Origin of the sequence: Kocuria sp. LHG3120 (assembly GCF_049897445.1) — a bacterium.
Lineage (GTDB): Bacteria > Actinomycetota > Actinomycetes > Actinomycetales > Micrococcaceae > Kocuria > Kocuria rosea.
In genome coordinates, this window is the sequence record NZ_JAFCWG010000005.1 from 289,695 (window position 1) to 310,082 (window position 20,388).

Here is a 20,388-nt window from a genome sequence, read left to right on the forward strand (position 1 = left end):
GCTCACCCCCACCGAAAGGGCCTCCTGATGCCACCTCGCCCCTCTGCTCCCCGTCCCGCCCGGCGCCGCACCGGGCTCGGCCTCGCCGCGGTCAGCCTGCTGCTGCTCACCGGCTGCTTCTCCGAGGGCTCCGGCACCTCCTCCGCCGGGGGAGCCGGCGGCTCGACCGGCGCCCGGATCGAGCTCGCCATGCTGCAGCCGCCGCGCTCGGGGCTGTCCCCGCTGAGCGACGACGCCTTCAAGCTCTCCCGCTGGTCCACCGCCGAGACCCTGGTCCGGCTGGACGAGGCCGGGGACGCCCAGCCGATGCTGGCCACCGAGTGGGAGCAGCTCGACGACACCACCTGGTCCTTCACGATCCGGGACGGCGTCACCTTCCACGACGGCACCGCGCTCACCGCGGAGAACGCCGCCGCCTCACTCGCCCACGCGGTGGAGGCGGAGCCGGCCCCGCGCATCCTGGACGGGGTGGAGATGAGCGTGGACGCCGAGGGCGACACCGTGCGGGTCACCACCGCCGAGACCGACCCGCTGGTCCCGCAGCGGCTGTCCAGCCCGCAGCTGTCGATCCTGGCCCCGGCCGCCTACGAGGGCGCCGCCGTGACCCCGGTGGGCCACGGCACGGGTCCGTTCGAGCTCACCGCCGTGGACGGCACCTCCGGGGCCACCCTGGAGCGCTACGACGACCACTGGGCTGGCGCCGCGGTCGCGGCCGGCATCGACGTGTCCTTCGTGCCCGACGGCACTGCCCGGGCCGCCGCGCTGCGCACCGGCGAGGCCGACGTCGTCGAGGCCGTGCCCGTGGGCCAGGCCGCCCAGGTCGAGGAGGACCTCCTCGAGGAGGTGCCGATGCCGCGCACCAACACGCTCTACCTCAACACCGAGGACGGACCGTTCGCCGACCCCGCCCTGCGCGCCGCCGCCCGGGAGGCCCTGGACCCGCGGCGCATCGTGGACGGGGTCTACGAGGGCCGGGCCGACGCGGCCGCGGGACTGCTGGGCCCGGCGATCCCCTACGCCGCGGAGGGCCGGGACACCGACGCCTACCGCGAGGCGCTGGCCGACCGCGCCGAGGCCGGGGACCCGGCCGGGCGGAAGATCACCATCGGCACCTTCACCGACCGGGCCGAGCTGCCCGAGGTCGCCGTCCAGCTCCAGCAGCAGCTCGAGACCGCCGGCTTCGAGGTGGAGCTCGAGGTGCGCGAGTACCAGTACATCGAGGCCGACGCCCTGGACGGCGACTTCGACGCCTTCATCCTCTCCCGCGCCACGGTGCTCGACTCGGGGGACCCGGTGGCCTACATGGTCAGCGACTTCGGCTGCGAGGGCTCGTTCAACCTCTCCCGGTTCTGCTCCGGGGCCGTCGACGACGCCCTGACCGCCGCGGAGCAGGCCGCTCCCGGCGAGGAGCGCCAGGAGGCGATCATGGCCGCCGAAGCGGCGATCCTGGCCGAGGACGCGGCGATCCCGATGCTCCACGAGCGCGTCATCCAGGGTGAGCAGGACGGCGTGGAGGGCGCGGTCCGCGATCCGCGCGAGCGCGAGCTGATCACGGCCGAGACCGCCGTCTCCGAGTGACGGGCCGAGTGACGGGCCGAGTGAGGGGACGGGGAGGGGCTGCGGCCCTGATCTCCCGCGCCGCGGCCTTCGCCGCCGTCGTCCTGCTGATCGGGGCCCTGCCGTGGCTCTCGGGCAGCAGCCCGGAGTACACGGTGCTGCGCGCCCGCTACGCGGACCGGCCGGCCACCCCGGAGGTGCTGGCCCAGATCCGGACCGAGCTGGGCCTGGACGGCGGCCCGGTGGCCGTCTTCGCCGACTGGGCGTCCGGCGTCCTCACCGGGGACCTCGGCACCTCCTGGATCAGCGGGCGCCCGGTCCTGCCCGGCGTCCTGGAGTCCATGGGGGTGTCCCTGACGCTGATGGGCGCGGCCCTGCTCGTCGCCCTGCTCGTGGCCGCCGTGACCTGTGTGCCCACCGTCCGCAGCGGGCTCGCCGGGCGCCCCGTCCGCGGGGCCGGGGCGGCGGCCGCCGCGCTGACCGCGCTGCCGGAGTTCCTGCTGGCGGCGGTGCTGCTGATCGTCGTGGCCGTCTGGGCGGGCTGGCTCCCGCCCTACGGATGGCAGGGGCCCGAGCACGTGGTGCTCCCGGCCCTGGCGCTCGGCCTGCCCGGGGGCGGGCTGATCGGCCGGCTGCTCTCGACCGCCCTGGCCGGCGCCTTCACCGAGCGCTGGGTGCACACCTGGGCCGTGGCCGGGCACTCCCGGCCGCGGATCGCGCTCGCGGCGCTGCACCGGGCCCTGCCCGGGGTGATCGGGCAGATCGCTCTCGTCGTCGTCGGGCTCACCGGCGGGGCGGTGCCGGTCGAGGAGGTCTTCGCGATCCCCGGCCTGGGCCGGACCCTGCTCGGGGCCGCGGCGGCCCAGGACATCCCCGCCCTGCAGGCGGGGATCCTGCTCCTGCTCCTGCTCGTGCTCGCCGCGCTGTGCGGTGCCCTGGCCGCCCTGGCCCGCCGGGCGCTGCTGGGGCCGGCCGCCCGCTCCGGGGACCTGCCCGTCCCCGGGCCGCCCCCGGGGCGGCGCCGGGCGTGGTGGACGGTGCCGGTCGTCTCGGGGGCCCTGCTGCTGTGGCTCGTCGTCGCCGGACTGCTCCGGGACCCCTACGCCTCCGCCCACGGGCGGCTCGAAGCGCCCTCCTGGGCGCTCCCGCTGGGGGCCGACGCGTCCGGCCGCGACGTGCTGGCGCGCGTGGGCCACGGCGCCCTGGACACCCTGGGCCTGGCCCTGGTCGTGGTCGCCGCCTGCCTGGTCATCGGTCTGGCCGTCGGGATGACCGGGACGTGGTCCACCGGGCCGGTCGAGGTCACCAACGCGGCACCGCCGATCATCGCCGGCATCCTCGTCGTGGCGGTGGCCGGCCCCTCCGCGGCTGGAGCCGCCCTGGCCGTCACCCTGGTGAGCTGGGCACCGCTGGCCGCCCACACCGCCGCCCTCGTGGCCGAGATCTCGGCCCGGCCCTACGTCCGGGTGCTGCCCCTGCTCGGGGTGGGCCGGACCCGCATCCTGGCCGGGACCGTCCTGCCCACCCTGCTGCCGGAGGTGACCCGGCACGCGGTCCTGCGCCTGCCCGGCACCGCCCTGGCCATTGCCGGCCTCGGCTTCCTGGGCCTGGGGCAGCAGCCGCCGGCCCCGGAGTGGGGGCTGCTGCTGGCCGAGGGCATCGGCTACGTCGAGCGCGCCCCCTGGACCGTGCTCGGGCCCGCGGGTGCCCTGGTGCTCGCCTCCGTCCTGGCAGTCTCACTCTCCAGCGCCGACGTCGCGAGGCGGACGGCCCGTCCTGGGCGGGGGCCTGCCGAGACGGGACCTGCCGCCACGGCGTCTCCTGCCGCGCGGTCCGTTCCGCGCCGCGTGGAGGACGCCGTGCGGTCCGCCGTGCAGCCGGCGCGGCGCTGATCCCGGCGGCACCGGTCCGCCGCGGAACCGGTGCCGAATTGACCATCGTTCTCATTTTCTTGAGAATGGCTCTCATGAAACTTCGATCCACGCCGGAGGCACCGGCCCCCGCGGACCGCTCGGCGATCCGCACGGAGGACCTCACCGTGGTCCTCGGCGCCACTCCGGTGCTGCGCGGGGTCGACCTCGCTGTGGCCGAGGGCGAGGCCGTGGCCCTGATGGGCGGCAACGGCTCCGGGAAGTCGACCCTCATCAAGTCCCTGCTCGGGATCGTGCCCGTCGACTCCGGCGAGGCCCGGCTGTTCGGCGCCGACGTCACCGGCGCGCGCCGGGCCGTGCCGTGGTCGCGCATCGGCTACGTCCCCCAGCGCGTCGGCGTCGGCGCCGGGGTGCCGGCCACCGCGCTCGAGGTCGTGGCCTCGGGACTGACGGGACACCGGCGCCTCCGCCCCGGCCCCGGGGCCCGGCGCGCGTGCCTCGACGCCCTGGAGCAGGTGGGACTGGCCGACCGGGCGCGCGAGAGTGTGGCGATCTTCTCCGGCGGCCAGCAGCAGCGGGTGCTGATCGCCCGGGCACTGGTGCGGCGGCCCCGGCTGCTGCTGCTGGACGAGCCCCTGTCCGGGGTGGACCAGGTCTCCAAGGAGGCCATGGCCCGCATCCTGGCGCAGCTGCAGGCCGACGGCACCACGCTCCTGGTGGTGCTCCACGAGCTGGGCGAGCTGGCCCCGCTGCTGGACCGCGCCGTGGTGCTGCGCCACGGGCGCATCGTCCACGACGGCAGCCCTCCGCTGCCGGCCCCCGGGCACGACGCCCCCGATCACGAGCACCTGCACCCCCACGGGGACGAGCACTCCGCCGTCCCGACCGCCCCTGATCTCCACGGAAAGCCCCAGTGACCATGATCGAGACCCTCGCCGCCATGCTGGCCAGTCCGCTGATGCAGCGCGGCCTGCTGATCGCCGCCCTCGTGGGCGTCTCCGCGCCGGTGATCGGCACCTACCTGGTCCAGCGGCGCCTGGCGCTGCTCGGCGACGGCATCGGCCACGTCGCGCTGACCGGGGTGGCCATGGGCTGGCTGGCCGGCTCGGCGGCCGGACTCACCCCGCACGACGCCCTCGCCGTGCCTGGGGCGGTGGTCGCCGCGGTCATCGGCGCGGTGCTCATCGAGGTGATGCGCACCAAGGGGCGCACCAGTGGCGACGTGGCGCTGGCCCTGCTGTTCTACGGCGGCATCGCCGGCGGCGTGCTGCTGATCGGGCTGGCCGGCGGCACGTCGGCGAACCTCACCGGCTACCTCTTCGGGTCCATCGCCACCGTCACCCCCCTGGACGTCTGGCTCACCGCCGGGCTGGCCGCGGTGGTCCTCGGCCTCGGGCTCGGACTGCGCCCGGCGCTGTTCTCCCTGTGCCACGACGAGGAGTTCGCCCTCGCCACCGGTCTGCCGGTGCGGGCGCTGAACATCATGGTGGCCGTCATGGCCGCCCTGACCGTCTCCGTGTCGATGCGCGTGGTCGGCGTCCTCCTGGTCTCCGCCGTGATGATCGTCCCGGTGGCCGTGGCCCAGCTGGTCACCCGCTCCTTCGCCGGGACCATGGGGACGGCCATGGCCGTCGGGGTCGGGGTCTGCGTCACCGGCCTGTCCATCACCTACTTCCACCCGCTGTCCCCCGGGGCCACGATCGTGGTGCTGGCCATCGCCTGCTACGTGCTGGCGCTGCTCCTCCGCCCCCTCCTGGGGCGCGCCCGGCGCCACGGCGCGCCGGATCGCCTCCACGACGTCGAGGACGACCTCCAGCTGCGAGGGGCGTGACCGTGTCCCGGACCACCCGGCAGCGCTCCGCCCTGGCCGAGCTGCTCGAACGGACCCCGGAGTTCCGCTCCGCCCAGCAGCTCCACGCCCTGCTGGGGGAGCAGGGGGAGTCCGTCTCCCTCGCCACCGTCTACCGCAACCTCGGCGCCCTGGCCGAGGCCGGGGAGGTCGACGCCCTCGCCGCCCCCGGCGGGGAGACCCGGTACCGCCGGTGCCGGCGCACCGAGCACCACCACCACCTGGTGTGCCGCCGCTGCGGCCGCACCGTGGAGGTGGCCGAGACCGCCGTCGAGCGGTGGGCCGCCCAGACCGCCCGCCGGCACGGGTTCACCGAGGTCTCCCACGCCATCGAGCTCCACGGGACCTGCGAGGCGTGCCGGCACGACGTCTGAGGGTCGGCCCATCGCGGCCGTTTTGACAATGATTCTCAGATTGACTGAGAATTGTTCTCATGACCCTGTCGCGTGCCCTCGCCGTCCCGCTGTCCCTGACCGCCGCTCTCGCCCTGTCCTCCTGCGCCTCCGGCTCGGGCGACCCGTCGGCCGCCGGCGGGGGATCGAGCGGGACCCTGAGCGTGCAGGCCTCCTTCTACCCGCTGCAGTACGTCACCGAGCGCGTCGGCGGGGACCTCGTGCAGGTGGACTCGTTGACCCCCGCCGGGGCCGAGCCGCACGACCTGGAGCTGTCCCCGGCCGCCGTCGACGGACTGCGCACCGCGGACGCCGTGGTGTACCTCTCCGGTTTCCAGCCGGCGGTCGACGACGCCGTGGCCCAGGCCGCCCCCGAGCACGCCCTCGACGCGGTGCACGCCGGGGTGGAGGGCGAGGAGGCCCACTCCGCCGAGGAGCACGGGGCCGCGGAGGAGTCCCACACCGAGGAGGCCCACGGCGACGAGGCCTCCGCCGAGGAGCCGCACGCCGAGGACGACCACGGGCACGACCACGGCGGGGAGGACCCGCACTTCTGGCTGGAGCCCGACCGGCTCGCCGCGGTGGCCACGGAGGTCGCCCACGAGCTGGCCGAGGTCGACCCGGACAACGCCGAGACCTACGAGTCCAACGCCGAGGAGCTGGCCACGGAGCTGGCCGCCCTGGACGAGGAGTTCGCCGCGGGGCTGGCCACCTGTGAGCGGGACACCATCGTGGTGTCCCACGACGCCTACGGATACCTGGCGGACAAGTACGACCTCGAGCAGGTGGCCATCGCCGGGCTCGACCCCGACACCGAGCCCTCCCCGGCCCGGCTGGCCGAGATCGGCAAGGTGGTCGAGGCCGAGGGCGTCACCACGGTGTTCTCGGAGTCCCTGGTCAACCCGAAGGTCGCCGAGACCCTGGCGGCCGAGCACGGGATCGAGACGGCGGTCCTGGACCCGGTGGAGAACCAGTCCGACGAGAGCGCCGACTACCAGCAGGTCATGCGCAACAACCTCGAGGCGCTGCGCACCGCGCTGGACTGTGCCTAGGGCTGCACAGCCGCCTTCACGGGGCCCGGGGACGCCCGCGAGGTGACGGACCGTCCCGAGACGGATCCGGCGGTCCCCCACCGCGCACGGGCGCGGTGGGGGAGAATGGGAACCGTGAACAGGACGACGGGGACCACCGTGGGCGCAGCCTCTCCGCACCATGACGCGGTGGACCCGGGCCCCGCCCGCTCCTGAGCGGGCGCCGCCGACGAAGGAGCCACGATGTCCTCACCTCCCGCGGGTCGTGTGCTGGTGGTCGACGACGAGGCCGACCTCGCGCAGCTGGTCGCGGGCTATCTGCGCAAGGCCGGACTCGACGTCGCAGTACGGCACGACGGCACCGACGCGGTGGCCGCGGTGCGGGACTTCGCGCCACAGGTCCTCGTGCTGGATCTGGGGCTGCCGGGAATCGACGGGGTCGAGGTATGCCGTCAGGTGCGGACCTTCTCCGACTGCCACGTGCTGATGCTCACCGCCCGCGACGACGAGATCGACAAGATCGTGGGCCTGTCGGTGGGAGCCGACGACTACGTGACCAAGCCGTTCAGCCCGCGCGAGCTCGTGGCCCGGGTCCAGGCCATGCTGCGCCGGGCCCGCACCGGCCCCGCACCCGCCCCGGCGCGGCCGGACCGGGAGCTCGTGGTCGGGGACCTGGTGGTGGACGAGGCCGCCCGGGAGGTCCGCGTGGGCGGGGAGCCGGTGGCGCTGACCCGGATCGAGTTCGACCTGCTGGCCGCCCTGGCGGCCCACCCGCAGGTGGTGCTCTCGCGCCGGCAGCTGGTGGAGATGGTCTGGGACGCCGCCTGGACCGGTGACGCACACCTGGTGGACGTGCACATCGGGCGGATCCGCAAGAAGCTCGGCGACGAGGCCGCCGGCCCGAAGTTCATTCAGACCATCCGCGGCGTCGGTTACCGGATGGGGGCCGGACGGTGAGCACCAGTGCCCCGTCCCGGACCCGGTCATGGAGATCGCTGACCGTGCGGTTGATGCTGGCACAGACCTCGGTGCTGCTCAGCGGGCTGGTGATCGTGATGATCACCGCGGTCCTGGTCGGGCCGGACATGTTCCACGAAGAGCTCATCGACGCCGGTCACTACGACGAGGCCGACGGACTGGATCATCTGGAGGACGCCTTCCGCTCGGTGAGTCTGATGGCCCTGGCCATCGGCGGGCTCACTGCCCTCTGCATCGCCGGGCTGCTCAGCTTCTACCTCTACCGCATCATCGGGCGGTCCCTGGCGTCCTTCAGCACCGCGGCCGAAGAGGTGGCCGCGGGCAACTACGACGTGCGCGTGACCTCCGCCGCGCTGGGGCCGGAGTTCGACGCCCTGGCCGGCTCCTTCAACGGAATGGCCGCCAAGCTCAGTGCGGTGGACACCACGCGGCGCCAGATGCTCGCCGACCTGGCCCACGAGATGCGCACCCCGCTGGCCAGCCTCAAGGGCCATCTGGAAGGCGTCGAGGACGGGGTGGTCGCCCTGGACGAGCACACCACCGGGATCCTCAACGCCCAGATCACCCGCCTGGAGCGCCTGGCCCACGACATCCGCCAGCTCACGGCTGCCGAAGAGGGCATGACCCGGCCGCAGCTCACGCTCCAGGACCCTCAGCACCTGGCGGGCCAGGCGGTCGCGGCCATCGAGCCCGACGCCGCCGGCAAGGGCGTGTCCATCACCGCGCTGAGCACCGGCCCGGAGACCGCCCCGGTGCCGCTGGACCCGGAGCGGATGGGCCAGGTGCTGAGCAACCTGCTGGAGAACGCCCTGCGCCACACCCCGGCCGGGGGCGCCATCGCCCTGCGCACCGACCACACCGCCGAGGCGGTCACCTACACCGTCACCGACACCGGGGAGGGCATCAGCGCGGAGAGCCTCCCGCACGTCTTCGAGCGCTTCTACCGCGCGAACACCGGCCGGGAGGCCCACCGCGGAGGCTCGGGGCTGGGCCTGGCGATCAGCAGGGCCCTGGTCGAGGCCCAGGGCGGAACGCTGGAGGCCACCAGTGACGGTCCCGGCCGCGGCGCCAGCTTCCGGATCCACCTGCCCCGCCGTCGCCCCGCCGGCTGAGCCCGCCGGACGCCGGCGACCTCCGGGTCCGCCGCCGGCCTCTCGGGGACCGCGCGTGGGGCTGGTGCCTCCGTCCGCAGCCTCAGACGGTCCTGAGCGTGCGGCTGTCGTCGCGGATCTGCCCGACGAGCTCCTCCAGCATGTCCTCCAGGGTGACGATGCCCTCGGTCCTGCCGCGCTCGTCGAGCACGAGGCCGAGGTGGGCCCCGGAGTTCTGCATCAGGGCCAGGGCCCGGCGCAGGGGCATGTCCCGGTCGATCGTGGGCAGCGCGCGGATCAGGGACGGGTCGATCGGGGTGTCCCGGGCGGCCTCGTCGATCTCGATCAGGTCCTTGATGTGCACGTACCCGGCGAGTTCCCCGAAGACGTCGAAGATGGGGAACCGGGAGAACCCTCCGGCGGCCACCGTCTCGGCCTGGGCGGGGGTGACCCCGGCGGGCAGGGTGGTGACCCCGTCCAGCGGGATCACGATCCCGGTCACGCTGCGCTGCTCGAAGGTCAGGGCCCCCAGCAGCAGCCGCTCGTCGTTGGCCTCCAGCAGACCGCCGTGGCGGGACTCCTCGACCAGGGCCGCGACCTCGTCACGGGTGAACACCGAGGTGACCTCGTCCTTGGGCTCCACCTTCAGCAGCCGCAGGATCACGTTGGCGACGCCGTTGAGCAGCCACAGCAGCGGGCGCAGGGCGGTGACGATGCCCACCAGGACGGGGGCCAGGACCACGGCCATGCGCTCCGGGCCGGCCAGGGCGATGTTCTTGGGCACCATCTCCCCGAACACCACGTGCAGGTAGGTCACCAGCGACAGCGCGATCGCGAAGGCGATCGGGTGCACGAAGGCCTCCGGGACGCCGATCGCGGCGAAGGGCACCTCCAGCAGGTGGGCGATGGCCGGTTCGCTGATGTAGCCCAGGGCCAGGGAGCAGATGGTGATGCCCAGCTGCGCGCCGGCCATCATCAGCGAGACGTTCTCCATGGCCCCCAGGGTCACCCTCGCGGCCCAGGACCCGGACAGCGCCCTGGGCTCGATGATGGTGCGGCGGGCGGAGATCAGGGCGAACTCCGCGCCGACGAAGAACGCTTTGGCGCCCAGGAGCACCACGGTCAGGATCAGGCCGGTGATCTCGCTCATCGGGCGGACTCCTTCTGGTGGGCGGGCACTTCCACGGCGCGGTCCTCCGCGCCGTCCTCGGGTGCCGTCCCGTCACCGGGGCGGTGGACGCGGGCGTGCACCGCGGTGATGCGGTGGACGTCCAGCGCGGTGACCTCGAAGGTGATCGTGGCCTCCGGTGCACCGGGCGCGGGGGCGGCCGCCACCGTGACCCGGTCCCCGACCTCGGCCAGCCGGCCCAGGTGCAGGGTCACGAGCCCGGCGAGCGTCTCGTAGTCCTCGTGCTCGGGGACCGCCGCGCCGAGGTGCTCGGCGGCCTCGTCCGGGCGCAGCGCCGCGGAGAGGTCTCAGGACCCGTCCGGCTCCACCGTGACCGGCGCAGGCTCGGGGTCGTGCTCGTCGCGCACCTCTCCGACGAGCTCCTCGACCAGGTCCTCCAGGGTGACCAGCCCGGCGGTGTCGCCGAACTCGTCGATCAGCACCGCCATCTGCAGGCCCCCGGCGCGCAGGGTGTCCATCAGCTCGTCCAGCTCCACCGTGTCCGGGACGAAGGTCACCTCGTCCATGACCGTTCCCACGGTAACGGCGTTCCGCTCGCGGTAGGGCACGGCCAGGCCGTGGCGCACGTGCACCTGGCCCAGGACCGCGCCCTCGTCCGCGTCGAGGACGGGGAAGCGCGAGTGCCCCGAGGCCTTGGCCGCGGCCAGCAGCTCGTGCACGGACGCGTCCGGGGCCAGGGTGGTCATCTGACCCCGGGGGGTCATCACGTCGTGGGCGCGGCGGTCGCCGAAGGCGAAGGAGCGCTCGACCAGCTCGGCGGTGGCCGCGGCCAGCGCCCCCCGCACGGCGGAGTGGCGTACCAGCCCGGCGAGCTCCTCGGGGGAGCGGGTCGAAGCCAGCTCCTCCTGCGGCTCCACCCCGAGGGCGCGCACGATGCGGTTGGCGTTGCCGTTGAACAGCCGGATCGGCCAGGCCAGGGCTCTGGTGAAACCGCGCTGGAACCCGCTCACCGCACGCGCGGTGGCCAGCGGCTTGGAGATGGCCAGGTTCTTGGGCACCAGCTCCCCGAAGATCATGGTCAGGCCGGTCGCCAGCACCAGCGCCAGCACGACGGAGGTGGAGCGGGCCGCCACCGGGGACAGCCCGGCGTCGGTGAGCGCGCCCACGATCAGGGCGGCGATGGCCGGCTCGGCCAGGAAGCCGATGCCCAGGTTCGTCACGGTGATGCCCAGCTGCGCTCCGGAGAGCTGCGTGGACAGGGTCTTCATCGCCCGCAGCACCCCGCCCGAACGGCGGTCACCCGTGGCCGCGGCGGCCTCGACGTCGTTGCGGTTGACGGTGATCAGCGAGAACTCGGCGGCCACGAAGGCCCCGCAGGCGGCGATCAGGGCCACCCCGAGGAGGATCGACAGTACTTCCATCAGCCCCACCACCTCGTCACATCTGCACGGCCCGAAGGCCGGGGTCTGTCACAGGGCGCGTCGCAGTGGGCGCTCATGATCTCCGTATCTTACTCGTGCACAGGGCGGCCCAGCATCAGGCCGCAGGAACGAGGAAATCTAGCAATCCCAGCCGGGAGAAGGCTGGGAAAGATGAAAGGCGGATGAGAACCGGCGCAGCCCGCCAGTAGGCTCGGGCCGTGACCGGACTCAGTGGAGCGGCCCTGCTCGAGGTGCTCGGCGCCGCCGCGACCAACGCCGGTCTGGCCCTGGTTGCGGCGGCCGTGATCATCCGCTGCCTGCACGTCCGGTGGCACCGGACCGAGGCGATCCACATCCTCCGGGACGGGGCGCACTGCCTGCGCTGGCACACCACGCGCTACGAGATCCACGAGGAGCCCTGGCACCACCCGCCGGTGCCCGTCCCTGCTCACGGGGCCGAGGTGGTCGTCTGGTTCCACTCCCGGCACCCCGAGCAGTGGAGACTGAGCACCCCGCACCGCCCGGTCTGGGTGCTGGCGGTCTGCGGGGCGGGCCTGGTGCTCCTGGGACTGCTGATGCCGCTGTTCCAGTAGGCCCCGGCCCGATCCCCCCGTGCACCGTCGAACCTGTGCGTCAGCCCGGAATGTGGGGCGTCGTCACGTAGGGGCGTCCGACGGCAAATAGACTGTGGGACGTTCCAGACCCCCGATCATGGAGAGCGTGAACCAGCCCGATGGGCCCCTTGCCTGCGAGACCCGGGTCGTCCGACGACCCGGGCGACAGTTGTCCTTCTCCCGCAACGACTGACCCCCGCCGCAGGCTCCGGCCCGGCTCCCCCGATCCAGGGGTGAGCTCCCGATGATCGGTGCGATTCTCACCCTGCTCCTCGGCATCGTCGTGATCCTGGCGATCATCGCCGCCAACGGGTACTTCGTGGCCCAGGAGTTCGCCTACATGTCGGTCGACCGCGTCAAGCTCGGCGCGCGCGCCGAGGCCGGCGACAAGGCCGCCCAGCGCGCCCTGAAGGTCACCCGCCGCACCTCCTTCATGCTCTCCGGCGCCCAGCTGGGCATCACCGTCACCGGTCTGCTCATCGGCTACGTGGCCGAGCCCATGGTGGGGGAGTCCGTGGGCGTGCTGCTCGGCGCCGCCGGGGTGCCGGCCGCGCTGAGCATCTCGGTGGGGACGGTGGGCGCGCTGGTCGTGGCCGCCGTGGTGCAGATGATCTTCGGGGAGCTGTACCCGAAGAACCTGGCGATCGCCAACGCCGAACCGCTCGCCCGCGGGCTGGCCCGCTCCACCACGATCTACCTCGGCCTCTTCGGGTGGCTGATCACCGTGTTCGACCACGCCGCCAACGCGCTGCTCCGACTGTTCCGGATCGAGCCGGTGCACGACGTCGACACGACCGCGACCGTGGAGGACCTCGAGCGCATCGTCGCCGACTCCCGCGAGAGCGGAGACCTGCCCGAGGAGCTCTCGGTGCTCATCGACCGCATCATCGACTTCCCCGACCAGGACGTGGAGCACGCCATGATCCCGCGGTCGCAGGTCGGCACGGTCTCCCCGGACACCACCGTGGGCGAGCTGCGCGTCCTCATGGCGCAGGAGCACACCCGCTACCCGGTGATCTCCGCGACCGAGGAGCCCCTCGGCGTCGTCCAGCTGGCCGATCTGCTGCGCGGGGGCGTGCCCGATGACGCCGCGGTCTCGACCATGATGGCGCCCCCGCTGGTGCTGCCCACGCTCATGTCGCTGCCGGACGCACTGGCGCAGCTGACGGAGTCGCGCAACGAGCTCGCCTGCGTCATCGACGAGTACGGCGGCTTCGCCGGCATCCTGACCGTGGAGGACCTGGCCGAGGAGCTGGTCGGGGAGATCACCGACGAGCACGACGACGAGCCGCCCGCCACCATCACGCCCGAGCACGGGGACACCTGGCGGATGACCGGCGACATCCACGTCGACGAGGTCGAGCGCGCGGTCGGCCACGAGCTGCCGGAGGGCGACTACGAGACCATCTCGGGCCTGCTCATCGCCCAGCGCGGTGAGCTCCCGGTCTCCGGGGAGGTGGTGCGGGTCGAGCTGCCCGACGACCCTCGCGACCTCGTCCGGGACGAGCCGGTCCACCGGGTGCTCGACGTCGAGGTGCTGGAGCTCTCCCGGCACGTGCCCAGCGAGCTGCTCGTGCGGCTCGTCGAGACCACCGCCGAGGGTGCCGACGACGTGGCGGACACCGCCGCCCGGACCGGCGCCGAGAAGGAGGAGGACCGATGAGCGATCCGCTGATCGTCACCGCCGTGACCGTGCTGCTCATCGTGCTCAGCGCGTTCTTCGTCATCGTCGAGTTCGCCCTGCTGGGCGCCCGCCGCCACCGGCTCGAGGCCGAGGCGGCGACCAACCGCTCCGCCCGCGCCGCGCTGCGCGGCATCAACGAGCTGACCATCATGCTCGCCGGTGCCCAGCTGGGCATCACCGCGTGCACGTTCGCCCTCGGCGCCGTCACCAAGCCGGCGGTCGACGCGTGGCTCAGCCCCGTGTTCGTTTCCTGGGGCGCGCCCGAGGGGCTGGCCGACGGCGCCGCCTTCGGTCTCTCCCTGCTGTTCGTGACGTTCCTCCACCTCGTGGTGGGGGAGATGGCGCCCAAGTCGTGGGCGATCGCGTACCCGGAGACCTCGGCCAAGCTCATCGGCGTGCCCTCGCGCGGCTTCATCTGGGTCGTGCGGCCGCTGCTGGTGTGGGTCAACGCGATCGCCAACCGGCTGGTCGCGGCCAGCGGCGTCACCCCGGTGGACCGGGCGGCCGTCGGCGGCCAGGACGTCGACACGATCCGGCACCTCGTCGAGCACTCGGCCTCCGTGGGCGCGCTCGACCCGTCCTTCCGCACCCAGCTCTCCGGCGTGCTCGAGCTCGAGCAGCTCACCGTCGAAGCGCTGGTCGCACCGGGCGCGACGCCGACCACCGTGCCGGTCCGGGCCACCGCGGCCGACGTGCAGGCGGCCGCCGCCCGCTCGGGGCACCTGCGGATCCTCGTGGAGGACCCCGGCGCCGGCACGCCCGGAGTGGTCCACGTGCGCGACACGCTGCTCGAGCCCCCGGACCGGCCCGTCCGGGACCTTGCCCGCCCCGCGTTCGTGCTCGACGCCGACACCCCGGTCTACGAGGCCCTGGCCCGGATCCGCGCGGCCGGGGAGCAGTTCGCGGCTGTCGTGCACGAGGGCCGCTTCGTGGGAGTGATCACCCTCTCCGACGTCCTGCGGCGGGTCCTGCCCCGGGAACTCGCCGCCGACAGGCCCACGGGCCGGTGAGGAGGACGGGACCGTCCCACGACCGGGCGGCGGCGGCGTAGCGTAGAGCGTCCGGGCGCGACCGCCCCGTCGTCGTCCCACCGCCCCGCCGCCCCGCTAGGAGACATCACCCGTGGAACCCCTGCTGCTGGAGCCCCTCACCCGCTTCCTGACCGTGGAGCACGCCGCGGACCTCACCGGGCTGGCCGCGCGCATCCCGGGCTCGGGGTTCCTCTGCTTCTACCCCAACGACGAGGAGTACACGGGCTTCGTCGACGGCACGGGCCGGCTGTGGCTGCGCGGCGACGACGCCACGCCCGCCCGGGAGCTGCTGGAGGTCCTCGAGCCGCCGTTCCGCATCGCCTATCCGGTGGCCCCGGCCGTCACCGGCGACGAGGAGGCGGTCGTCTCCGCCGGGGTGCTCCAGACCCCCGAGGAGCTGGAGGCCTACCGGGCCCGCTTCGCCGACGTCGAGGGCGAGGCGGACCTCGACCACCAGGCCCACGCCGTGGACGCGGTCGGCCAGCACTGGACCCTCATGGCCGGCACCGAGCCGGGGGAGGTGCTCGCCCTGTGCTTCGGCCGGGACGAGGCGGGGGTCCCCTTCTCCGAACAGACCACCTTCACCGCCGAGTCCCTGCCCCTGCCGGTCACCGTGGTGGAGCTCGACTGACTCTCCCCTCGACCGGCCCTCTACCGGCCTCCTCGGAGGCGCCCTCGGACCCCGCGTGCCGGGCTCCGGGGAGGTCGCCCCTAGCGGAGGCGGCGGGTCTCCGCGACGGCCAGAAGCCCTCCGACCAGGAACACCACGGTGGCGGCGAGGACGACCAGCAGCGGGACGGTCCACCCCCCGGTGCCGGCGTTGAGGGCCCCGATCAGCGGCGGGCCGGCCGTCGCGGCGAGGTAGCCGCTGCCCTGGATGCGGGCGGAGGTCGCCGCGGCCTCGGCGTCGGTCCGGACGATGCGCGCGACGATCGAGAAGATCGTGGTGAACCCCCCGCCCTGGGCGACGCCGCCGACGGCGGACCACACCAGGTAGTACTCGGGGGCGATCAGCAGCCCGACGGGAAGAGTGATCCACAGCGCCCCGATGACGGCCACCGGCGCCCACGCCGGGGCGCGGGCGGCCAGGAGGGGCACCCCTAGGGCCCCGGCGATGGCGGCGACCTGGAACAGGGAGGCCCCGGCCCCGGAGGCCGCCAGGCTCAGCCCGCGGGTGTCGGCCAGCAGGGTGGGCAGCCAGGCGGTGACGGAGTAGTAGGCGATGGCCTGCCCGCAGAAGGCCAGCGTCAGCCACCAGCCGATGCGCCGGATCTGCGTGGTGCCCCGGGCCTGCCGCAGCGCCCCGGTGGCCGTGTCGGGTTCGGCCGGGGCGGGGGTGGTGCGCGGCGTGCCGGCCCGGCGGCGCGCCACGACCAGCCAGAACACCAGGGCCGCCAGCGTCAGCACGCCCCAGGAGGCCAGCGCCCAGCGCCAGCCGACCAGCGCGGCGAGCGGGGCGGTGCCCAGGGCGGTGATCATCGACCCGAGATTGAGGGCGGCGGTGTAGGCGGCGGTGACCGTGGGGATCCGGCGCCAGGGGACGTCGCGGCGGATGATCACCGGGACCACGATGTTGCCGACGGCGATCGCAGCACCGATGACCACGGTGCCGGCCAGGACCACCGGGGCGGGACCGGCCGAACGGACCACGGTCCCGGCCAGCACGCCGCTCAGGCACACCAGGACCGCGGCCTCCGGGCCGAAGCGTCCGATGAGCTTCGAGGCCAGCGGGGTGGCCAGGGCGAACAGCAGCACCGGCAGCCCCGTGAGCAGGCCCGCGGTCGCCGCCGAGAGCCCGAGGTCGGACTGGAGCTGGGTGATCACGGGGGTCGGGGCGATGATCGGCCCGCGCAGGCTCAGGGCGACGAGCACGATGCCGACGACGACCCACGGCAGGGCGTGCGCGGGCACGGAGCGCTGGCTCATCTCGGTCCTCCCCGACAGTGCGGTGATCTGGTGCAGTGATCTCCTGCCGGCGGGGCAGGTGCTCCTGTCAGCCTGCCAGATCCGGCCCCGGCCTCGGGACGGGTTCCCCTGTTCCCGCATGCATCGGCCAAAATGAATGTGATGTGGATCACATAAATGGACGGGAATGGGATACCATGTCAGGTATGTCTCACCTCAGCCGGCTGCTGGACCTCGGATCGATCTGCCTGGACGAACCGGCGGAGGACTGGCGGGCCGCCATCGCGCTCGCCGGTGAGCTGCTCGAGCGCCAGGGCGCCATCAGCAGCGAGTACACGCAGGCCATGATCACCAGCGTCGAGGAGAACGGCCCGTACATCGTGGTGGCGCCGGGCTTCGCCTTCGCCCACGCCCGGCCCTCGGAGGCGGTCCACCGCACCGCGATGTCCTGGGTCCGGCTGGCCCGGCCGGTGGAGTTCGGGCACGCGGCGAACGACCCCGTGACCCTCGTCGTCGCCCTCTCCGCGAAGGACCAGAAGGAGCACCTCCAGGCCATGCGGACGCTGGCCACGCTGCTGGGCTCGCCGAGGACCCGGACCGCCCTGGACGAGGCGAGGACCCCGGAGGAGGTGCTCGCCGTGCTGACGGAGGAGGCGCCGTCCCGGCGACCGTCGACGACGGACGAGGCGCCGGCCGCGGAACCGGCGGCGGAACCGGCGGCGACCAGAGCGGCGGAGGCGGCCGCGGACAGCCGCAACAAGATCCTCACCGTCTGCGGCAACGGGCTCGGCACCAGCCTGTTCCTCAAGAACACCCTGGAGCAGGTGCTCGACCACTGGGGGTGGGGCAAGTACCTCACGGTCGAGGCGACCGACACCATCTCGGCCCGCGGCAAGGCCAAGGAGGCCGACCTGATCCTCACCTCCGGGGAGATCGCCCGCACCCTCGGGGACGTCGGCGTCCCCGTGAAGGTGATCGAGAACTTCACCAGCACCACCGAGCTCGACGCCACCCTGCGCGAGCTCTACGACGTCTAGAAGCAGGTGTTCCCGTGAACTGGCTCGTCAGCATCCCCGAGTTCCTGGTCAGCGAGATCCTCGCCGTCCCGGCGTTCCTCATCGGCATCATCACCGCCGTGGGCCTGGCCGCCCTGCGCAAGAGCACCGGCCAGATCATCGGCGGCGCCATCAAGGCGACCCTCGGCTTCCTGCTGATCGGCGCCGGCGCCACCCTCGTCGTCGCCTCCCTGGAACCCCTGGGGGCCATGATCCTGGGCGCCACCGGCGCCCAGGGCGTGATCCCCACCAACGAGGCCATCGCCGGGATCGCCCAGGCCGAGTACGGGGCCCAGGTCGCGTGGCTGATGATCCTCGGCTTCGCCGTGAGCCTGCTGCTCGCCCGCTTCACCCCGCTGCGCTACGTCTTCCTCACCGGCCACCACGTCCTGTTCATGGCCACGATGCTGACCATCATCCTCGCCACCGCCGGGTACGGCAGCTGGGTGACCGTGCTGCTCGGCGCCGCGCTCCTCGGCATCCTCATGGTCTCCCTCCCGGCGCTCGCCCACCCGTGGACCCGCAGGATCACCGGCGACGACAGCGTGGCCATCGGGCACTTCGGCACCGCCGGCTACATCGCCGCCGGCGCCGTGGGGCAGGTCGTGGGGAAGCGGAGCCGGTCCACCGAGGACACGAAGCTGCCGGAGGGGCTGCGCTTCCTCCGCGACTCCATGGTGGCCACTGCCCTGTCCATGGCCCTGATGTACGTGGTCCTCGCCGTGCTCTTCCTCGCCCGGGCCGGGACCGAGGAGGCCTTCACCGCGTTCGAGGGCGGCGCCACCGGGGTGGGCAACTACATCATGATGTCGATCACCCAGGGCCTGCAGTTCGGCGTGGCCGTGGCGGTCATCCTCTTCGGCGTGCGCACCATCCTGGGCGAGCTCGTCCCGGCCTTCCAGGGCATCGCCGCCAAAGTCGTCCCCGGCGCCATCCCGGCCCTCGACGCCCCCATCGTCTTCCCGTACGCGCAGAACGCCGTGCTGCTCGGCTTCATCTCCAGCTTCGTGGGCGGCCTGATCGGGCTGCTCATCCTCTCCGTTTGGCTCAACCCCGCCATCGGCCTCGCCCTGATCCTGCCGGGGCTGGTGCCCCACTTCTTCACCGGCGGCGCGGCCGGCGTCTACGGCAACGCGACCGGAGGGCGCCGCGGAGCCCTCGCCGGCGGCTTCGTCAACGGCCTGATCATCACGTTCCTGCCCGCGTTCCTGCTCTCCGTCCTCGGCGCCTTCGGTGAGGAGAACACCACCTTCGGCGACGCCGACTTCGGCTGGTTCGGGATCGCCGTGGGCTCCGCCGCCAAGATCGGGTCCATCGGCGGCATCGTGGTCATCTCCCTGGTCGGGCTCGGCGTGCTGGCGCTGGCGATCGCGGTGCAGCGCAAGGTGGTCGACACCCGCTGGGACCCGGCCGCCGGCCGCGCCTGGCCCGGGACCGCGGGCGCCCCGGAGACCGAGGACGCGGCGGCCCCAGGTGCCGCCCGCTCGTTCCCCAAGATCGCGCCGCCCAAGGGCGCGCCCGCTCCGCCGCCGCCCCCGCGCTGAGCCGCCGGGCCGGCTCCGCCGCTGCCCCGCGCCGGTCCGCCCGTGCCCGGACCGCCCGGCGCGCCACGGGGTCAGGAGTTGCGGCCCCGCGCGGCCACGGTCCAGCGCTCCAGCAGGGCGCCGTCGCGCACCACGGCCACGTCGTCGACGAGGTTCATGGTCAGGCACACGTGGTTGGGGATGACGCGCAGGCGCTCGCCGAGGGCGGGCAGCGGGGCGTCCTCGGGCCAGACGACGGTGGCGTGGTGCTCGGACAGCGCCGTGATCCGGGCGTCCGGGTGGTCCATCAGCCGCCCGCAGCCGGTGGCCCAGGCGGGCCGGTCGCTGCCGAGGACCTTGCTGCCGGCGTCCAGGACGGTCCGCCGCGGCACCCCGTGCCCGCCCTCGTGCCGGCTGACCACGGTCGCGGCCACGGTGAGGGCGATGTCCTCGACAGCGCACCGGCCGAGCTCCAGCTGCTGGGCGTCGCCGAAGACGTAGACCCCCGGCCGCACCTCCGTGGCCGCGGCGCTGTCGGTCAGCAGCGCACTGGGCGTGGATCCGCCGCTGCGGCGCAGCACCTCGAAGCCCGCGGCCGCCAGCTGCCCGGCCGCCCGGTCCAGGGCCTGCTGCTCCTGCGCGGCCGCCTCGACCGGCATGCCCGGGGCGTAGCTGTGGCCCGGGAAGGTGAAGACGCCCTCGACCCGCAGCCCGGCCCGGGCCGCGGCCCGGGCGACGTCCGCGGCGGCCTCCGGGCGGACCCCGCTGCGGTGGTGGCCGCTGTCGATCTCCACGACCACGGCGACGTCTCCCGCCGCGTCCCCCAGCTGCCCGCCCATGACGGCGGCGGCCTCGGCGGAGTCCACCCCCACGCTGATCCGGGCCGCGGCGCTCAGCCGGCGCAGGCGCTCCGCCTGGCGCGGACCGACCCACAGCGGGTACGCGACGAAGAGGTCCTCGGCCCCGTGCGCGGCGAAGACCTCGGCCTCCCCGAGCGTGGCCACGGTCAGCCCGGCCGCGCCGGCGGCGAGCTGCAGCGCCGCGATCTCCGGGACCTTGTGCGTCTTGGCGTGCGGGCGCAGCAGCAGGCCCCGCTCGCGCACGGCCGCGGCCATCCGCGCGATGTTGCGCTCGAGCACGTCCCGGTCGATCAGGACGTCCGGGGTGTCGACCTCGTCGGGGATGCGGTGCATGGGGCTCCTCGTGCCGGGATGCTGATCTGCTGCGCTCTGCCCATGCTAGGACCTGCGGGCCCAC

The 20,388-nt window shown here is 73.9% G+C and carries 17 protein-coding genes and 1 pseudogene; 14 read left to right on the top strand and 4 right to left on the bottom strand.

Going from position 1 to position 20,388, the window contains the following annotated elements:
• Positions 1-27 precede the first annotated feature (27 nt).
• The 8 genes from ACP7CD_RS12190 to ACP7CD_RS12225 all read left to right on the top strand — a co-directional run bounded on the left by ACP7CD_RS12190 (position 28) and on the right by ACP7CD_RS12225 (position 8,790).
• Complete coding sequence (locus ACP7CD_RS12190; protein ID WP_426120273.1) at positions 28-1,578, top strand: ABC transporter substrate-binding protein; 1,551 nt, start codon at positions 28-30, stop codon at positions 1,576-1,578.
• Between the two features lie 20 nt (positions 1,579-1,598).
• A complete protein-coding gene (locus ACP7CD_RS12195; RefSeq protein ID WP_426120274.1) occupies positions 1,599-3,449 on the top strand; it encodes an ABC transporter permease subunit in 1,851 nt (616 codons plus the stop codon).
• A 74-nt stretch (positions 3,450-3,523) separates the two neighbouring features.
• Positions 3,524-4,345, top strand: a complete 822-nt coding sequence (locus tag ACP7CD_RS12200) for a metal ABC transporter ATP-binding protein (RefSeq protein WP_052132750.1) — start codon at positions 3,524-3,526, stop codon at positions 4,343-4,345.
• A gap of 2 nt (positions 4,346-4,347) precedes the next feature.
• A complete protein-coding gene (locus tag ACP7CD_RS12205; RefSeq protein ID WP_035924571.1) occupies positions 4,348-5,259 on the top strand; it encodes a metal ABC transporter permease in 912 nt (303 codons plus the stop codon).
• Positions 5,256-5,651 carry a Fur family transcriptional regulator gene (locus ACP7CD_RS12210; RefSeq protein ID WP_017831881.1) on the top strand — a complete coding sequence of 132 codons (396 nt, stop codon included), beginning with the start codon at positions 5,256-5,258 and terminating at the stop codon, positions 5,649-5,651. Before ACP7CD_RS12205 ends, ACP7CD_RS12210 begins: the two co-directional genes overlap by 4 nt.
• Before the next feature lie 59 nt (positions 5,652-5,710).
• Positions 5,711-6,721, top strand: a complete 1,011-nt coding sequence (locus ACP7CD_RS12215; RefSeq protein ID WP_426120275.1) for a metal ABC transporter substrate-binding protein — start codon at positions 5,711-5,713, stop codon at positions 6,719-6,721.
• Between the two features lie 222 nt (positions 6,722-6,943).
• Positions 6,944-7,657 carry a response regulator transcription factor gene (locus ACP7CD_RS12220; RefSeq protein ID WP_035924143.1) on the top strand — a complete coding sequence of 238 codons (714 nt, stop codon included), beginning with the start codon at positions 6,944-6,946 and terminating at the stop codon, positions 7,655-7,657.
• Between the two features lie 53 nt (positions 7,658-7,710).
• Positions 7,711-8,790, top strand: coding sequence for a sensor histidine kinase (locus ACP7CD_RS12225; protein WP_136341024.1), 1,080 nt, complete (start codon positions 7,711-7,713; stop codon positions 8,788-8,790).
• Between the two features lie 82 nt (positions 8,791-8,872).
• On the opposite strand, the gene ACP7CD_RS12230 is transcribed toward ACP7CD_RS12225, so the two are convergent.
• Together ACP7CD_RS12230 and ACP7CD_RS12235 are read right to left on the bottom strand one after the other, a co-directional pair.
• Entirely contained in the window at positions 8,873-9,919 is a 1,047-nt protein-coding gene (locus ACP7CD_RS12230) for a hemolysin family protein (protein ID WP_426120276.1), read from the bottom strand.
• Positions 9,916-11,319: pseudogene (locus tag ACP7CD_RS12235) on the bottom strand (hemolysin family protein). Before ACP7CD_RS12235 ends, ACP7CD_RS12230 begins: the two are co-directional and overlap by 4 nt.
• Positions 11,320-11,537: 218 nt before the next feature.
• Between ACP7CD_RS12235 and ACP7CD_RS12240 the strand changes: the two are divergent.
• The 4 genes from ACP7CD_RS12240 to ACP7CD_RS12255 all read left to right on the top strand — a co-directional run bounded on the left by ACP7CD_RS12240 (position 11,538) and on the right by ACP7CD_RS12255 (position 15,279).
• Complete coding sequence (locus ACP7CD_RS12240; RefSeq protein ID WP_426120277.1) at positions 11,538-11,912, top strand: hypothetical protein; 375 nt, start codon at positions 11,538-11,540, stop codon at positions 11,910-11,912.
• Positions 11,913-12,177: 265 nt separating this feature from the next.
• The gene (locus ACP7CD_RS12245; RefSeq protein ID WP_426120278.1) at positions 12,178-13,596 is read left to right on the top strand and encodes a hemolysin family protein; all 1,419 of its coding nucleotides are present in this window, start codon (positions 12,178-12,180) and stop codon (positions 13,594-13,596) included.
• Positions 13,593-14,627 (top strand): CNNM domain-containing protein, encoded by a 1,035-nt coding sequence (locus ACP7CD_RS12250; RefSeq protein ID WP_426120280.1) that lies wholly within the window; start codon positions 13,593-13,595, stop codon positions 14,625-14,627. Before ACP7CD_RS12245 ends, ACP7CD_RS12250 begins: the two co-directional genes overlap by 4 nt.
• A gap of 112 nt (positions 14,628-14,739) precedes the next feature.
• Entirely contained in the window at positions 14,740-15,279 is a 540-nt protein-coding gene (locus ACP7CD_RS12255) for a hypothetical protein (RefSeq protein WP_017831890.1), read from the top strand.
• A gap of 80 nt (positions 15,280-15,359) precedes the next feature.
• Here the strand turns inward: ACP7CD_RS12255 and ACP7CD_RS12260 are convergent, their stop codons facing one another.
• Complete coding sequence (locus ACP7CD_RS12260; protein WP_426120281.1) at positions 15,360-16,574, bottom strand: MFS transporter; 1,215 nt, start codon at positions 16,572-16,574, stop codon at positions 15,360-15,362.
• Between the two features lie 176 nt (positions 16,575-16,750).
• Between ACP7CD_RS12260 and ACP7CD_RS12265 the strand changes: the two genes are divergently transcribed.
• A complete protein-coding gene (locus tag ACP7CD_RS12265; protein ID WP_426120282.1) occupies positions 16,751-17,590 on the top strand; it encodes a PTS sugar transporter subunit IIA in 840 nt (279 codons plus the stop codon).
• A 14-nt stretch (positions 17,591-17,604) separates the two neighbouring features.
• Complete coding sequence (locus ACP7CD_RS12270; RefSeq protein ID WP_426120283.1) at positions 17,605-19,152, top strand: PTS ascorbate transporter subunit IIC; 1,548 nt, start codon at positions 17,605-17,607, stop codon at positions 19,150-19,152.
• A 71-nt stretch (positions 19,153-19,223) separates the two neighbouring features.
• Here the strand turns inward: ACP7CD_RS12270 and ACP7CD_RS12275 are convergent, their stop codons facing one another.
• The gene (locus tag ACP7CD_RS12275) at positions 19,224-20,324 is read right to left on the bottom strand and encodes an alanine racemase (RefSeq protein WP_426120284.1); all 1,101 of its coding nucleotides are present in this window, start codon (positions 20,322-20,324) and stop codon (positions 19,224-19,226) included.
• Positions 20,325-20,388 lie beyond the last annotated feature (64 nt).

Excerpts from the sequence above, each read along its gene's own strand:
- ACP7CD_RS12190 (WP_426120273.1), top strand. The coding sequence starts at position 28 with ATGCCACCTCGCCCCTCTGCTCCCCGTCCCGCCCGGCGCCGCACCGGG.
- ACP7CD_RS12200 (WP_052132750.1), top strand. The coding sequence starts at position 3,524 with ATGAAACTTCGATCCACGCCGGAGGCACCGGCCCCCGCGGACCGCTCG.
- ACP7CD_RS12205 (WP_035924571.1), top strand. The coding sequence starts at position 4,348 with ATGATCGAGACCCTCGCCGCCATGCTGGCCAGTCCGCTGATGCAGCGC.
- ACP7CD_RS12215 (WP_426120275.1), top strand. The coding sequence starts at position 5,711 with ATGACCCTGTCGCGTGCCCTCGCCGTCCCGCTGTCCCTGACCGCCGCT.
- ACP7CD_RS12220 (WP_035924143.1), top strand. The coding sequence starts at position 6,944 with ATGTCCTCACCTCCCGCGGGTCGTGTGCTGGTGGTCGACGACGAGGCC.
- ACP7CD_RS12225 (WP_136341024.1), top strand. The coding sequence starts at position 7,711 with ATGCTGGCACAGACCTCGGTGCTGCTCAGCGGGCTGGTGATCGTGATG.
- ACP7CD_RS12230 (WP_426120276.1), bottom strand. The coding sequence starts at position 9,919 with ATGAGCGAGATCACCGGCCTGATCCTGACCGTGGTGCTCCTGGGCGCC.
- ACP7CD_RS12245 (WP_426120278.1), top strand. The coding sequence starts at position 12,178 with ATGATCGGTGCGATTCTCACCCTGCTCCTCGGCATCGTCGTGATCCTG.
- ACP7CD_RS12250 (WP_426120280.1), top strand. The coding sequence starts at position 13,593 with ATGAGCGATCCGCTGATCGTCACCGCCGTGACCGTGCTGCTCATCGTG.
- ACP7CD_RS12260 (WP_426120281.1), bottom strand. The coding sequence starts at position 16,574 with ATGAGCCAGCGCTCCGTGCCCGCGCACGCCCTGCCGTGGGTCGTCGTC.
- ACP7CD_RS12265 (WP_426120282.1), top strand. The coding sequence starts at position 16,751 with ATGTCAGGTATGTCTCACCTCAGCCGGCTGCTGGACCTCGGATCGATC.
- ACP7CD_RS12275 (WP_426120284.1), bottom strand. The coding sequence starts at position 20,324 with ATGCACCGCATCCCCGACGAGGTCGACACCCCGGACGTCCTGATCGAC.